This window comes from Shinella zoogloeoides (assembly GCF_020883495.1).
GTDB classification, from domain to species: domain Bacteria; phylum Pseudomonadota; class Alphaproteobacteria; order Rhizobiales; family Rhizobiaceae; genus Shinella; species Shinella zoogloeoides.
This window is the reverse complement of the sequence record NZ_CP086612.1, coordinates 258,741-271,933: the sequence shown is the minus strand read 5'-3', so window position 1 is coordinate 271,933 and position 13,193 is coordinate 258,741. Positions and strand designations below refer to the sequence as shown.

Below are 13,193 nucleotides of genomic sequence, written 5' to 3'. Positions count from 1 at the left end.
GTAGATCCCCTGTCCCTCCTGCGATCATTGCAGAAAGGAAATAGGTGGCCGGATTTTACTCCGCCCGCGGCTGGATTATTCCGCCGCTACCGTGGCCGACTTTTCCACCGCCGCTCTCAGCCGGTTTCCTTCTCCATGTAAACTTTGGCCTTGCTGCGGCCGACCTGCATGAACCCGCCGAAACCCTGCTTATCGGCGAACTTGCGGAACAGCAGCATCCAAATTCCGAAGAAGACAAGCGCTGGCGCCACCCAGGAAATCAGCGTGCCGAGAAAAGTGTTTTGCGGAACGCCAGTGATCTCGATACCTGACCGGTCTATCCGCTCCAGGATTGCGGGATTCACTACGGTCGTCACGAACTGCTTCTTGCCGTCGACCGGTTCGGCGAAGGTGCCTGTGATCGTGTCTGACCCGACCGCGACAGAGGAAATTTTCCCGTCAGCGAGATACTGCTCGAACTGGCTGTAGCTGATCGGCGCGACGGATTGCCAGCCGGCGATCAGGTTCTGGATGAAAAGCACGGCTATGAAAGCCACCACCCAGTACCAGATGTTGTATTCGGTCTTCCTTTCCATGCCGCTTGTCCCTTTCACTGGCGCCCGAGCCGCGCCCTGATCCGCTCGAGCAGCGCCAGCAGGGCGCGCCTTTCGTCCGCCGACAGATCCTGCAGGATTTCATCTTCGAGCGCCGATTGCCGCGGCGCGAGTTCCTTCAGCATCGCCCGGGCCTTCGACGTTGCCGTGACGATCTGCGCCCGCCTGTCGTCGGGCGAGGGCGACCGCTCGACCCAGCCGCCCCGGACCATGCGATCGACGAGCTGGCCGGCTGTGGCCTGGCCGACCTCCAGCAGGTCGGCCAGATCGCCGATGGTCAGCCCAGGCGCATCCTCGACATGCGCCGCCGCCATCCAGGACAGGCGGGTCAGGCCGCTGCCGCGGATGTCTTGGTCGATCCGCTGCTGGATGAGCTGCGCGACCCGGTGGATCGTCGTCCCGATCAGCGCGATGTCCGAAGAGATCATGGTTATCCCTCCTCCGATTGCATGGTACACAGGAGAAACCGCCCCCCATCCAAAACGCAATGCACCCATCATACATGCTTGCATAATAAATGGAACGGCCTATCTTGATAGGCGTTCTCCGAACCCACATCCGGCCGGCACCGTTGCCCGGTCCCTCCTTGCCGACGGTTCGGGGGTATCGATCAGCAACAGGAGGCCAGCAATGCTCTACCCGACATATCTGCGCCGCAGCGATCCCTTTGCGCTGATGCGCTCCATGATGCGCGATCTCGACCGCGGTTTCTGGCCGCCGTCCCGCGCGGCGTTCCCGGCGGTAAATGTCTGGCAAGGCCCTGAGGCCGTTGCAGTCACCGCTGAACTTCCGGGCATCGAACCTGACGACATTGAAATTTCGGTCAAGGACAACGTCCTGACGCTGTCGGGCGAACGCAAGGCGCCCGAGGTTCCCGACGGTGCGCGCTGGCACCGCAACGAACGCGTTTACGGCAGGTTTTCCCGCGCGATCCGGCTGCCGTTCGTGGCCTCGGATGACAAGGTCGAGGCGAGGATGGCGAACGGCGTATTGTGGATCGTTATCTCGCGGCCCGAGGAAACGAAGCCGAAGAAAATCGAGATCAAGGCAGCCTGACAGGAGCTGGAACGATGAGCACCGACATCTCGCAAGCCGCCGAAAAGACGCCGACCGACTCGCCTGAGACCACCGGCGGCGGACGCATCTACCGCCCGTCGACCGATATCGTCGAGACCGATCAGGGTTTCTCCATGATGCTTGAAATGCCTGGGGTCGCCGCCGATGCGATCGAAATCACGCTCGAAAATCGTGTGTTGACGATCCGCGGCAAGGTTGACCCGGTGCGGCCGAAAAACCTCGAACTTGCCTATGCCGAATATGGCGAGGGCGATTTCGAGCGTGCCTTCACGCTTTCCGAGGACTTCGACCCCGACAGGATCGAAGCCGAGATGCGAGGAGGCGTCCTAACTTTAACGCTCCCCCGGGCCCCTGAAGCGCAGCCGAAAAGGATCGCCGTCAAGGGCGCCTGAAAACCGAAGGAGACCATATCATGCAGATCAAAGACCTCATCCCCTGGGCGCGCAAGGACGGCGCGCCAGACGCCAAGAGCAGCGAAGACAACCCGATCGCGACACTCCAGCGCGAAATGAACCATGTGTTCGAGAACTTTTGGAACCGGGTCGGTCAGTTCGAATGGCCCTGGGGCAGCGGCGAAGCCAAATCCGACATGGTCGAGACCGACAACGCGATCGAAGTGTCGATCGAGCTGCCGGGCATGGAGATGAAGGACATCGAGGTGACGGTCAACGATGACATGTTGACTGTGAAGGGGGAGAAGAAGATCGAGCGCCAGGAGGAGAAAAAGGGGTATTACCTGTCCGAGCGCAGCTACGGCGCGATCTACCGGACAATTCCGCTCCCTCCCGGTGTGGATGGCGAAAAGGCGCAGGCATCCTTCAAGAACGGGGTTCTGACGATCAAGCTGCCCCAGACTCCCGAGGCGCAGGCGAAGGTCAAGCGCATCGAGGTCAAGAACGGCTGATTTGCCACATTGGGTGTCGCCGGTTTGCGGCGTCCCCTCCGCTCCGTGCGATATCGCACCGTCTGGCAAAGCCCCGGGGAGCTTGTCTCTCCAGGGCGGCTTTCGAGAGGCAATCATGAAAGACTTGCAGCGATCTGGGCTGACCCGTGAACAATGGTCGGCGATGACGCTCTACGAGAAGTTCGAGCAAGTTGTCATCCTCGTCCTCAGCGTCATCATTGCGGCGATCGTCGTGGCGTCGGTCTGGGCGCTGATGCGCGAAGTCGTGAACCGCTTGCTTCTGGGGGCATTCGACACTCTCGACTACGCCACCTTCCAGGTGGTGTTCGGCATGATCTTCACCGTGGTGATCGCGCTCGAGTTCAAGCGCTCCCTTCTTGTTGCGACCGAACGCAGCTTCGGGATCCTCCAAGTCCGCACGATCGTGCTGATCGCGCTCCTCGCCATCGCGCGCAAATTCATCATCCTCGACCTCGGCGAGACGGAATCATCCAAGATTGCCGCACTCGCGGGCGCGGCGCTTGCGCTCGGCGCTGTCCACTGGCTGGTGCGCGATCAGGACCGGCGCGAACTCGGAGGCCACGAGACACGATGACCGCGGCCTCCGCCAGCCACCGCCTGCTCAATTTCGTGCAATCGGCGCTGCTGCTCGGGCTCATGGCCGCGATTGCCTGGATCTCGGTGACAGCGGTCGTCGGACCCGAGACCGGTCTCCTCATGGCGCTCGCGATGGTCGGGGGGCTCCTGTTTGCGCCCGCGCTGCCACGCCGGCTGCTCCTCTCGGCCTATCAGGCGCAGTGGCTCACCGGTCGTGATGCCCCCGATCTCGTCGCGGCCCTGGCCGAACTCGCCCGCAGGGCCGGGCTGCAGCGCGCGCCGGCGCTTTATCGCGTGCCGAGCCGGCTGCCGAACGCACGCTGCCTCGGGCGTCTCCTGAGCGAAAGCGGTGGCGATGAAGGCCGAGACGACCCTGCGCCCGCTCTTGCCGGCGTGGGCCAACACGTTCCTCATGAAGTGGACGCGGGGGCTGTTGAAGAACTCATATTCCTATGAAGGCGGTCCTCAGCAAATTGTTGCACTGATAGGCTGACCCAAGAACCTGAGGTCGCTGCCCGGCGATCTACCGGGGCGCTTTTCTTGATAAATGGAGCGCCAGATAAGGCTCCAGAATAATAAAAAGGCGGCGGCAAGCCGCTTCAGGTTGATCGCCATAGCGGTCAGGAAGGACTGGATGCGCATGTTCTCCAGGCCGCGGCGCACAGCCCGTGCGAGACCATGCCAGGATTTCGCCTCGCCATGGAAACCTTCCGAACGCCAGCGATGCCGACGATACAGGCGCTTTTCCTCTTTCCCCCAACGGTCACGTTTCCGCCGTGCTCGAAGAAGTGCGGGATAATCGTTGACATCTCCACGAGCGTGCGCAGGTTCATCATGTCATCGGTCATCGGTGGTCCTTCCGAAATGGGTTGGCGTCAACAACCAAACCCTACCGGAAAGCGCCGATGACCACCCACACGCCGCTCACTCGCTACAGCGCTACCAACGGCGCGCTCGCGAGCGGCTTCATTATCGCCGAGCTACACCAACTGATGGGACACGACCCGTGTTCCTGTCCGTTAGTCGGGCGAAACTCGTAAATCAGATGCGCGGGCGGGCCGGCCGAACAGGAACCCCTGGCCATAGCTACAGCCGAGTTCTCGTAGCGCGTGGAGTTCTGTCACCGTTTCAACGCCCTCGGCGACGACCTGCTTTCCCAGTGCCTTCGCGATATCAATGATCTGTCTTTGGCACCCGCGCAAGACAACCCCTTAAATCTTGCGGTCTGGATGGCGGATAGGGAAGACCCGGGAGCGCCTCGTATCGCTCGACCGGGTTCCTGCGGGATCGATGTGATCTAGCTGTTCAGTCCCGGCATCTGGTGGATCGGGTTCAGGATGAATCGATCTGGCTCTGAGGTCCAGACCTTGCAGATGTATTCATATGGCGTGAGACCGCCGAGGGTCTTGAGCCTTCGTGCGAAGTTGTAGGCCGCCATGAAGTCGGCGAGGTGTGTTCGCAGCTGGTCGTGGCTGTCATAATGGAAGCGCTTGACGGTGGCCTCCTTGATCGTGCGGTTCATCCGTTCGACCTGGCCATTGGTCCATGGATGGTTAGGTTTGGTTAGCCTGTGCTCGATCCCGTTGGCCTCGCAGATCATGTCGAAGCGCATTGGCCGGGAGTAGATGGTATTCCGGTTCCGAGGCTGCTCTGCGAACTGGATGCCGTTATCGGTGAGAATGGTATGGACCTGGTAGGGCACGGCTTCGAGCATATGCTGAAGGAATTCCCAGGCGGTCTTCCTGTCGGCCTTGTCGACGAGTTGGGTCACGGCGAACTTGCTCGTGCGGTCAATACCGACGAACAAATATAGTTTGCCTTCAGTGGTCTGAACCTCGGCGATGTCGATATGGAAGAACCCTATGGGGTAGCGCTTGAACTTCGACCGCTTCGGCTTGTCGCCTTTCCACATCAGGCAGGCGCGATATGCCATGCCGTTGTAGGCACCGGTGCAGTGCGGATCGTGTCAGGTGAGGGATCGAGGGCTGCAGGGCGTAAAGACAATCGTCTAAGGGCAGAAGCGTATGACGCCGGAATGCCACGACCATCGCCTCTTCGGCTTCGGTGAGGACGGTGGACCGCGGCTCTGACGGCCCCGTCTTCATATCCTCGACCGTCGCACGCTTGCGCCACTTCGCAACGGTCTTGGGGTTGATGCCCAACTCCCTGCTCAGTTGCGCGAGCGAAGCTTGCGATCGCTGTATTGCTGCTCGGACAGCGTGCGTGGTCGTGGCGCTTCCGTGACGAATTTGTCCCATAGGGCATCCTTCCATTCCAAGGAAAGGATCGCACCATCAAACCACCGGATCAAACAACTAGATCCTGCCTGCCCCGAGCACCTTTCCGGGATTGAGAAGTGCCGGCGCGTCGAGCGCGCCCTTGATCCGGTGCATCAGGGCGAGTTTTGCCGGGTTGGACAAAGCCGATAGCGGCGCCACCCGCTTCGCGCCGATCCCGTGTTCGGCAGAAAACGACCCGCCCAGCTCTCCGATGCCCCGGTAGATCGCCTCCTCGACGGCACGCGCCTTTTCGGCCGGAATGTCGCCGCCGGTGCTGTTGAGGACGATGTGGAGGTTTCCGTCGGCTAGATGGCCGAAGACATAGGGATCGAGCGCGGCATCGATCGCCTTCAGATCAGTGAGGCACCGTTCGAGATAGGACGCGACCTGCGAGAGGGGAATGGAGACGTCGTAGGATGGCGCGCCCGGATGCTGCCGATAGATGAGGTCCGTGTCCTCGCGAAGCCGCCAGAGATCGGCCTCCTGCGCGCCCGAAAAGGCGATGACGGCCGAGGTGTCGGGATGAACGGCAACCACATCCTCGTAGATGCGCGCGAGTTCCGATTGCAAGGCGGTCTCGTCCGCGCCACCGAGCGTCATCAGGAGGTTGACGGGATGATCGGTGGCGTAGTCGGCCGCCGACCAGTGATGGTGGCTGGAGGTCAGGCGGAAATAGCTGTGCCAGACCGCTTCGGCGGCGCGCAGATGGCCGTATTCGGCATCGAGCCCCCGGCGCACCGTCTCAAGTGCTGCATCCACAGACGCCAGGCCGAACAGGACTGTCGCGGTGGCCAAAGGCTGGGGTTCGAGCTTGACGGCAATCCGCGTTATCACGCCGAGCGTGCCTTCCGCACCGACAAACAGATGTTTCAGATCATAGCCGGCGGCGTTTTTCACAACGCGGGTCAGGTCGGAATAGACCGAGCCATCCGCCAGCACGGCCTCCAGTCCCAGAATGCGATGCCGCATGACCCCCGACCGGAAGGCCGAAATCCCGCCGGCATTCGTCGAGGTCATGCCGCCGATCGTCGCCGAGCCGCGGGATGGCAGATCGATCCCCGGTTCAAGGCGATGCTCCGCGGCAGCCACCTGCAGCGCCTGCAGCGTCACGCCGGCCTCGACCACCACAACGCGCTCGACGGGGCAGAGATGCAGGATGCGATTGAGGCGGGCGGTGGAGAGTACCAGTTCGCCCGATTTAGACATCCCGCCGCCCACGAGCCCGGTTCGCCCGCCATGCGTGACAAGTGGGACGCCGTGGGCGCGGCAGCATTGGACGATGGCGGCAACCTCCCCGGTCGTGCCGGGGAGGACGACGGCGCCGGCGTCGAGATTTTCCGGGGCCACGCCGTAATCGATCATGGCGACCGCCTCTCCCTCCCTGAAATTTCCCGCACCGACGATGGTATGGATTTCGACGGTGAATTCGGGCTTCAGACGGTGCATTGGACAGGTCCTGTCGATGGCATCGGGAAAATGGGAGAGGCTGGCCTTGGGAAGCTCAGGGCATTTAGGCGTGAAGCGTGCCGTTTTTCTTCGCCGTCCAGGTGGCGATGTAGTCCATCAAGGCGGGGTTGAGGCAGTCGTAGGGTGCGAGATCGAGCTCCCGCAGCCGGGTGCGAACGCTGTCCATCTGTGCCGGATCGTAGCCGCTTTCGATGATCGAGGAGACAAAGGCCGCAAATCCGGGCTTGGCCCAGCCGCTCTCTTCAAAACGTTCCGGATGCACGAAGGACAGGCCCTTGAACGGATGATCGCGCTCGACCGGGCCGTACATATGCACGCCGCATGCCTTGCAGGCATGGCGCTGGATGAGAGCGGCCGGATCGACGACCGCGAGCTTGTCGCCGTTTTCGACGACCTTGACATTGTCGGTCGAGGCGACGGCGACGACCGAGAAGACGGCGCCGTCCGGCTTCCAGCACTTGGTGCAGCCGCAGGCGTGGTTATGGGCGATGTCGCCCTTGACGCGGACCTTGACCGGATTGCTCGCGCAGTTGCAGACGAGCGTGCCGCCGGAAAAGGTGGCATCGGTCGCTTTGAACCCGTTGTCGACGGATGGGTGTATCGCGATACTTGGCATGGGTTTCTCCTCCTTCATGGCCGGCGCGGCATGCGCGGCCGATAACAGGCACCGCCAGCGCTGGCGCGGCGGTGCAAATGCATGGATTGCGAGGTGCAGGCGGTCTTGAACCCGCGCTCAGTATACCACCACGCCGCGGATGCTCTCACCCTTGTGCATGAGTTCGAAGCCGTTGTTGATGTCCTCGAGCGGCATCGTGTGCGTGATCATCGGATCGATCTGGATCTTGCCCTCCATGTACCAGTCGACGATCTTCGGCACGTCGGTGCGGCCGCGCGCGCCGCCGAAGGCGGTGCCCATCCAGTTGCGGCCGGTGACGAGCTGGAACGGGCGCGTCGAGATCTCCTGGCCGGCGCCGGCAACGCCGATGATGACCGACTTGCCCCAGCCGCGATGCGAGGCTTCGAGCGCCTGGCGCATTACCTTGGTGTTGCCCGTGCAGTCGAAGGTGTAGTCGGCGCCGCCGATCAGGTCGCCGTTGCGCTTCGTCATGTTGACGAGGTACGGCACGATGTCCTCGCCGACTTCCTTCGGATTGACGAAATGCGTCATGCCGAACTTTTCGCCCCATGCCTTGCGGTCGGGGTTGATGTCGACGCCGATGATCATGTCCGCGCCGGCAAGGCGCAGGCCCTGCAGCACGTTGAGGCCGATGCCGCCGAGGCCGAAGACGATGGCCGTCGAGCCGATCTCGACCTTGGCCGTGTTGATGACCGCGCCGATGCCGGTCGTCACGCCGCAGCCGATGTAGCAGATCTTGTCGAAGGGCGCGTCCGGGTTGACCTTGGCGAGCGCGATCTCCGGCAGGACCGTGAAGTTCGAAAAGGTCGAGCAGCCCATGTAATGGTGGATCTTGTCCTTGCCGATCGAGAAGCGCGAGGTGCCGTCGGGCATCAGGCCCTGGCCCTGGGTGGCGCGGATCGAGGTGCAGAGATTGGTCTTGCGTGACAGGCACGAGTAACATTCGCGGCATTCCGGCGTGTAGAGCGGAATGACGTGGTCACCCTTCTTCACCGAGGTGACGCCCGGGCCGACGTCGACGACGATGCCCGCACCCTCATGGCCGAGGATGGCCGGGAAGAGGCCTTCCGGATCGGCGCCCGACAGGGTGAAATCGTCGGTGTGGCAGATGCCCGTCGCCTTCACCTCGACCAGCACTTCGCCGGCGCGCGGGCCTTCGAGCTGTACGGTCATGATTTCAAGCGGTTTTCCGGCCTGAACGGCAACGGCGGCGCGTACGTCCATGGTCTTTCCTTCCAGAGTGTCCGTCGTTTCGGAGATTTGGTTATCGCGGCAGGTAGCGCGTCAGGCGGGCTTCAAGCAGCCGGACGAGGGTGATCAGCACCAGATTGATCAGGAGGTACAGCACGCCGGCGATGGCGAAGACCTCGAGGATCGCATAGGTCTGGCTCATCAGGCGTTTCGCATGGCCGGTGATTTCCAGCACGGTGATGGTCGAGGCAAGGCTCGTTCCCTTGACGACGAGCACGAGTTCGTTGCCATAGGCCGGCAAGGCCTGCCTTATGGCGAGCGGAAACGTGATCCGGCGAAAACACAGGAGTCGCGACATCCCGCAGGCCTGCGCCGCCTCGACGAGGCCACCAGGTATCGACAGGAGGCCGCCGCGCAGGATCTCCGACGTATAGGCGGCGGTGTTGAGCGCCAGCGCCATCACGGCGCAATGAACACCGTCGCCGACGATCCACCAGAGGACGGGATTGTCGCGCACGAAGGCAATCTGGCCGAGGCCGTAGTAGAAGAGGAAGAGCTGAACGAGCAGCGGCGTTCCCCGGAAGACGGTGCTGTAGCCCTTGGCGAAGCCACTGACAAACCGGTTTTTCGAAAGCCGCATGACGGCGAGCGCGAGGCCGAGATTGAAGCCGACGGCGACGGCTGCCAGTGTCAGGACGGCGGTCAGCCACAATCCCTTGGCAAGGGTCGGAACGGCAAGCTGGATGAGATCGAGATCCATGGCCTATGTCCTCGTGCGGGGGCGCAGAAGGCGCTCGATCCGGTCGAAACCACCCTGGCTGACCAGCGTGATGACGAGATAGACGACAGCCGCGATGAAATAGAAAATGAAGGGATGGCGGGTGGAGCCGGCGCCGACGAAGGCGGCACGCATCAATTCCTGCAGGCCGACGACGGAGACGAGGGCGGTATCCTTGATGGTCGTCTGCCAGACATTGTTCATGCCGGGCACGGCAATCCGCAGCATCTGCGGTGCGATGATCCGGCGGAAGATGCGTCTGCCGGGAATGCCGAGCGCACGCGCCGCCTCGATATGGCCACCAGGAACGGCGGCAAGCGCGCCGCGCACGACTTCGGTGGAATAGGCGCCGGATATGGCCGCGATCGCGATAACGGCGATGATGAAGGCATAGCCGTTGCCGGCCAGTCCTTCATAGCCGAAGGCGGCGGCGACCTGCCCGACGAATTCGACGGAGGAGAAGAAGAGAAGATAGATGATCAGGAGCTCCGGCACGCCGCGCACGATCGACGTGTAGAAATCCACCGCCAGCGTCAGCGGGAAGAGCCGCGCCCATTTGATCAGGCCGCAGGCAATGCCGATGACAATGCCGAAGGCCATGCTCGCGATACCGACGGCGATGGTGATCGCCGCGCCGCGCAGGATTGCGGCGATCCAGCCGCCCTCCCATACCTGCCATAATCCAAATTCCATCGGGCCCGCCCAAACCTGTCTGTTATCCTGTCGGAGGCGGTGTCTCCCGGAGGATATCCGGGAGACACCATGTCGGCGTTACTTGCAGGGGCGGGAAATGTCCGTCTTGAACCAGGTCTGGCTCGCCTTGCCGATAGAGCCGTCGGCGACAAGTTCGCAAAGCGCCTTGTCGATGCGCGCCTTCAGCTCGGTGTTTTCCTGGGCGATGCCGACGCCGATGCCTTCGCCGAGCGTCGGATCGGAAGAGCTGGCGATCTTGACGTCCACCAGCTGGAAATCCTTGCCCTCCGGCTTGGCGAGGAAATCCTCCATCGCGGACGCGTCCGAAAAGGCCGTATCGACGCGGCCGCTGGCGAGGTCGATCTGCATCTGGTCGAGCGTGTCATAGGTCTTCAGGTCGGCGTTCGGTGCGTTCTTCTCGAGATAATGCGCGTGGGTCGTGCCGGCCTGCACGCCGACCTTCCTGCCGTCGAGCGCCTTGATCAGGCTGTCGAAATCCTTGATGCCCGCAAGGTCCGACGTCTTCGGCGCGACGAACATGTTGGCGAGTTCGGCATAGCCGATGGAGAAGTTGATCTCCTTCTTGCGGTCTTCGGTGATCGACATGCCCGAGATGATGATGTCAAAACGCTTGGCCTTCAGCGCCGGAATGAGGCCGTCGAAGGCCTGCACGACGAACTGGCACTTCATTTCCAGCTTGGCACAGAGCAGGTTGCCGACATCGGCATCGAAGCCGGTGACGTTGCCGACGGCATCGGCCATGCTCCATGGCGGATAGGCGCCTTCCGTTCCGATCGACAATTCGCCTTCCGCGGCCTGCGCCGTGGTGAGGCCGGTGGCAAAGAGCGTGGCGAGCAACAGACTTTTCAGCTTCATGTTTTGGTTCCCCATGTTGAGCTTCGTTGTCGAGTGGGTGAGGCCGGCGGCTGTCAGAACGTCCGGGCCAGGAACTGGCGCATGCGTTCGGAGCGCGGATTGGTGAAAACCTCCGCCGGGGCACCCTCTTCCTCCACCTTTCCCTGATGGAGGAAGAGGATCTTGTGCGAGACCTCGCGCGCGAACTGCATTTCGTGCGTCACAAGGATCATCGTGTTTCCTTCTTCGGCCAGTTGCCGGATCACCCGCAGCACTTCGCCGACCAGCTCGGGATCGAGTGCTGAGGTCGGTTCGTCGAGCAGGATGAGTTTCGGGCGCATCGCAAGCGTGCGGGCGATGGCGGCGCGCTGCTGCTGGCCGCCCGAGAGCTGGCCGGGATATTGCGCGTGCTTGTCGGAGAGCCCGACCTTCTTCAGCAAAGCGTGAGCGTGATCGACGGCCGCCTGCCGCTCTTCCTTCAGCACATGCAGCGGCGCCTCGACGATGTTTTCGAGCACGGTCATGTGCGGCCAGAGATTGAAGTTCTGGAACACCATGCCGACCCGCGAGCGGATGCGCTCGACCTGCCGCATGTCGGCCGGAACGGCATTGCCGTCCGCCGTTTTCTTCATGCGGATTTCCTCGCCGTCGATGACGATGCGTCCGTCGTTCGGCTGTTCAAGCAGGTTGATGCAGCGCAGGAAGGTGCTTTTCCCCGAGCCGGAAGAGCCGATCATCGACACGACCTCGCCCGGCTGCGCGGAGACGCTGACGCCGTTCAGCACAGGCAGGATGCCGAAACGCTTGTGGATGCCGTGCACCTCGATCGCCGGCCGTTCGGCAAGCCTCGGGCCGTTTACGTCGGGATGGGTGACGACGGTAACAGCCGCTGCTGCCGGAACGGTCTTTTCCGGGCCGGCGCCGCCAACCGCCTTGAGGTCGGCGAAGGCGCGATCGAAATGGCGCAGCGATGCGGCAAGGCATGTGCGCTGCCAGTCCGCATCCTCGGGGATGAAGGCGGCGCGCAGGGTTTCCTTGATCCTGCCGCCGAGCGGCGTGTCGACCTTGCCGAACAGATGAAGCCAGTTGTCTGCTTGCACCGCGTCGGAAACGGTGGCGCCGTCCAGCGTGCCGCATTCGACCACCAGCGGCAGGACGCGGGCCTTCGGCAGCGCGGTCCGCACGGCCGCAGAAACATAACCGGTTGCGGTCGCGGCAATGCCGGTATCTGTTGTCGCGTTCGCACCGGTGACGACGACCGAGAGTGTGGGGCCGAAGATGCTCCGCCCCCAGTCCAGCCCGGCGTGCTCACTTTCAGCGACCGACAGCAGCGCCGGATAACCATAGGGACCGGCGCCCGTATGAAGGTCGAAAACGACGACCTCGGCCGCCTGCTGCGCGAAGGTGGAGAGGATGTCGATGAGCGTGCGGTTGGACCAGACCGGGCCATCGCCACCATAGAACAGCCCATCCGGAAAATCGTATTGGCCAGCTTCGATGATTGGGGCGAGGCCGGCATAGCCGCCGGCTTGCCGCTTGGCCGCCTCATAGGTCTCCGCTGCCGCGTCGTGGTCCGGCCCCTCCAGGGCGGAACAGACGAGCGCGCCGTGCAAGGCGCCGTACGGTTCGTTTTTCGGCGGTGCTTTTTGCCAGTCGATAAAATTGCGGTTGAGGTCGACATTGTCTTCGTTCACCCGGCGCGACCATGCGCTGCCCCAGGGATTGATGAGATGGATCGCGAGCACGGCGGTATCGTCGGGAAGCTGCCAGGGCGTGTTCTGGGAGAGCCAGGCGGTCTGGCAGGCCGAACCGAACGGACCTTCGACCCCATGGGTGCCGGAAATCAGCACCATGAGCTTGCGGGCATCGTTGCGGCCGAGATAGGCGACATCGGTCGCAAGCCGCTCGCCGTCTGGACCATGCAGCGGATGCAGATATTCGACGAGGCTCGCCCCGGCGGTGCGCGCGGCGGCCAGGAACCGGGTGCGGAGAGCCGAGTAGTCGCCGGAAAAGAGACCGGATGGCGTCAATGAGGACATGCGATGTGGCTCCCGGTTCGCTTTGGGCAGACTTGCGTTTGCGCTCATGGTTCGTTCCCTCGGGCCGTAGATTGACCCCCTGT

The 13,193-nt window shown here is 62.7% G+C and carries 15 protein-coding genes and 2 pseudogenes; 5 read left to right on the top strand and 12 right to left on the bottom strand.

Translation table 11 applies throughout. The annotated features are described in order from the left end of the window. Nucleotides 1–116: 116 nt before the first annotated feature. A complete protein-coding gene (locus K8M09_RS22485) occupies nucleotides 117–575 on the bottom strand; it encodes an ATP-dependent metallopeptidase FtsH/Yme1/Tma family protein (protein ID WP_206366731.1) in 459 nt (152 codons plus the stop codon). A gap of 14 nt (nucleotides 576–589) precedes the next feature. Then, nucleotides 590–1,021 (bottom strand): MarR family winged helix-turn-helix transcriptional regulator, encoded by a 432-nt coding sequence (locus K8M09_RS22480; RefSeq protein WP_160788250.1) that lies wholly within the window; start codon nucleotides 1,019–1,021, stop codon nucleotides 590–592. A 202-nt stretch (nucleotides 1,022–1,223) separates the two neighbouring features. Here K8M09_RS22480 and K8M09_RS22475 point away from each other — a divergent pair, with 202 nt between their 5' ends. The 5 genes from K8M09_RS22475 to K8M09_RS22455 all read left to right on the top strand — a co-directional run bounded on the left by K8M09_RS22475 (nucleotide 1,224) and on the right by K8M09_RS22455 (nucleotide 3,627). Further along, nucleotides 1,224–1,649 (top strand): Hsp20/alpha crystallin family protein, encoded by a 426-nt coding sequence (locus K8M09_RS22475; protein ID WP_160788249.1) that lies wholly within the window; start codon nucleotides 1,224–1,226, stop codon nucleotides 1,647–1,649. A 14-nt stretch (nucleotides 1,650–1,663) separates the two neighbouring features. Next, a complete protein-coding gene (locus K8M09_RS22470; RefSeq protein WP_003603273.1) occupies nucleotides 1,664–2,062 on the top strand; it encodes an Hsp20/alpha crystallin family protein in 399 nt (132 codons plus the stop codon). A 20-nt stretch (nucleotides 2,063–2,082) separates the two neighbouring features. Further along, nucleotides 2,083–2,574, top strand: a complete 492-nt coding sequence (locus K8M09_RS22465) for an Hsp20/alpha crystallin family protein (protein WP_142849546.1) — start codon at nucleotides 2,083–2,085, stop codon at nucleotides 2,572–2,574. 115 nt (nucleotides 2,575–2,689) lie between these two features. Then, entirely contained in the window at nucleotides 2,690–3,169 is a 480-nt protein-coding gene (locus tag K8M09_RS22460) for a phosphate-starvation-inducible PsiE family protein (protein ID WP_023517423.1), read from the top strand. Further along, entirely contained in the window at nucleotides 3,166–3,627 is a 462-nt protein-coding gene (locus K8M09_RS22455; protein ID WP_024270363.1) for a M48 family metalloprotease, read from the top strand. Before K8M09_RS22460 ends, K8M09_RS22455 begins: the two co-directional genes overlap by 4 nt. Nucleotides 3,628–3,636: 9 nt before the next feature. Here K8M09_RS22455 and K8M09_RS22450 read toward each other — a convergent pair. The 10 genes and pseudogenes from K8M09_RS22450 to K8M09_RS23755 form a co-directional block, all read right to left on the bottom strand. Next, nucleotides 3,637–3,972 (bottom strand): annotated as a pseudogene (locus K8M09_RS22450) (transposase); the annotation flags it as partial. Between the two features lie 218 nt (nucleotides 3,973–4,190). After that, entirely contained in the window at nucleotides 4,191–4,373 is a 183-nt protein-coding gene (locus K8M09_RS22445; RefSeq protein ID WP_081870565.1) for an EAL domain-containing protein, read from the bottom strand. Between the two features lie 95 nt (nucleotides 4,374–4,468). Further along, nucleotides 4,469–5,429, bottom strand: a pseudogene (locus K8M09_RS22440) (IS481 family transposase). Nucleotides 5,430–5,486: 57 nt separating this feature from the next. Continuing rightward, nucleotides 5,487–6,896 carry an FAD-binding oxidoreductase gene (locus K8M09_RS22435; RefSeq protein ID WP_064334482.1) on the bottom strand — a complete coding sequence of 470 codons (1,410 nt, stop codon included), beginning with the start codon at nucleotides 6,894–6,896 and terminating at the stop codon, nucleotides 5,487–5,489. Between the two features lie 64 nt (nucleotides 6,897–6,960). Next, nucleotides 6,961–7,533, bottom strand: coding sequence for an S-(hydroxymethyl)glutathione synthase (gene gfa, locus K8M09_RS22430; protein ID WP_023515443.1), 573 nt, complete (start codon nucleotides 7,531–7,533; stop codon nucleotides 6,961–6,963). Nucleotides 7,534–7,650: 117 nt separating this feature from the next. Then, nucleotides 7,651–8,778: an S-(hydroxymethyl)glutathione dehydrogenase/class III alcohol dehydrogenase gene (locus tag K8M09_RS22425; protein WP_023515444.1), complete on the bottom strand. Its 1,128-nt coding sequence runs from the start codon at nucleotides 8,776–8,778 to the stop codon at nucleotides 7,651–7,653. 40 nt (nucleotides 8,779–8,818) lie between these two features. Next, nucleotides 8,819–9,505: an ABC transporter permease gene (locus K8M09_RS22420; protein WP_023515445.1), complete on the bottom strand. Its 687-nt coding sequence runs from the start codon at nucleotides 9,503–9,505 to the stop codon at nucleotides 8,819–8,821. Nucleotides 9,506–9,508: 3 nt separating this feature from the next. Beyond that, nucleotides 9,509–10,216, bottom strand: coding sequence for an ABC transporter permease (locus tag K8M09_RS22415; RefSeq protein ID WP_023515446.1), 708 nt, complete (start codon nucleotides 10,214–10,216; stop codon nucleotides 9,509–9,511). 78 nt (nucleotides 10,217–10,294) lie between these two features. Continuing rightward, entirely contained in the window at nucleotides 10,295–11,092 is a 798-nt protein-coding gene (locus tag K8M09_RS22410; RefSeq protein ID WP_160787983.1) for a transporter substrate-binding domain-containing protein, read from the bottom strand. A gap of 53 nt (nucleotides 11,093–11,145) precedes the next feature. Next, the gene (locus K8M09_RS23755) at nucleotides 11,146–13,110 is read right to left on the bottom strand and encodes a DUF2817 domain-containing protein (protein WP_080723352.1); all 1,965 of its coding nucleotides are present in this window, start codon (nucleotides 13,108–13,110) and stop codon (nucleotides 11,146–11,148) included. Between the last annotated feature and the right edge of the window lie 83 nt (nucleotides 13,111–13,193).

Excerpts from the sequence above, each read along its gene's own strand:
- K8M09_RS22485 (WP_206366731.1), bottom strand. The coding sequence starts at position 575 with ATGGAAAGGAAGACCGAATACAACATCTGGTACTGGGTGGTGGCTTTC.
- K8M09_RS22480 (WP_160788250.1), bottom strand. The coding sequence starts at position 1,021 with ATGATCTCTTCGGACATCGCGCTGATCGGGACGACGATCCACCGGGTC.
- K8M09_RS22475 (WP_160788249.1), top strand. The coding sequence starts at position 1,224 with ATGCTCTACCCGACATATCTGCGCCGCAGCGATCCCTTTGCGCTGATG.
- K8M09_RS22470 (WP_003603273.1), top strand. The coding sequence starts at position 1,664 with ATGAGCACCGACATCTCGCAAGCCGCCGAAAAGACGCCGACCGACTCG.
- K8M09_RS22465 (WP_142849546.1), top strand. The coding sequence starts at position 2,083 with ATGCAGATCAAAGACCTCATCCCCTGGGCGCGCAAGGACGGCGCGCCA.
- K8M09_RS22460 (WP_023517423.1), top strand. The coding sequence starts at position 2,690 with ATGAAAGACTTGCAGCGATCTGGGCTGACCCGTGAACAATGGTCGGCG.
- K8M09_RS22455 (WP_024270363.1), top strand. The coding sequence starts at position 3,166 with ATGACCGCGGCCTCCGCCAGCCACCGCCTGCTCAATTTCGTGCAATCG.
- K8M09_RS22435 (WP_064334482.1), bottom strand. The coding sequence starts at position 6,896 with ATGCACCGTCTGAAGCCCGAATTCACCGTCGAAATCCATACCATCGTC.
- gfa (WP_023515443.1), bottom strand. The coding sequence starts at position 7,533 with ATGCCAAGTATCGCGATACACCCATCCGTCGACAACGGGTTCAAAGCG.
- K8M09_RS22425 (WP_023515444.1), bottom strand. The coding sequence starts at position 8,778 with ATGGACGTACGCGCCGCCGTTGCCGTTCAGGCCGGAAAACCGCTTGAA.
- K8M09_RS22420 (WP_023515445.1), bottom strand. The coding sequence starts at position 9,505 with ATGGATCTCGATCTCATCCAGCTTGCCGTTCCGACCCTTGCCAAGGGA.
- K8M09_RS22415 (WP_023515446.1), bottom strand. The coding sequence starts at position 10,216 with ATGGAATTTGGATTATGGCAGGTATGGGAGGGCGGCTGGATCGCCGCA.
- K8M09_RS22410 (WP_160787983.1), bottom strand. The coding sequence starts at position 11,092 with ATGAAGCTGAAAAGTCTGTTGCTCGCCACGCTCTTTGCCACCGGCCTC.
- K8M09_RS23755 (WP_080723352.1), bottom strand. The coding sequence starts at position 13,110 with ATGTCCTCATTGACGCCATCCGGTCTCTTTTCCGGCGACTACTCGGCT.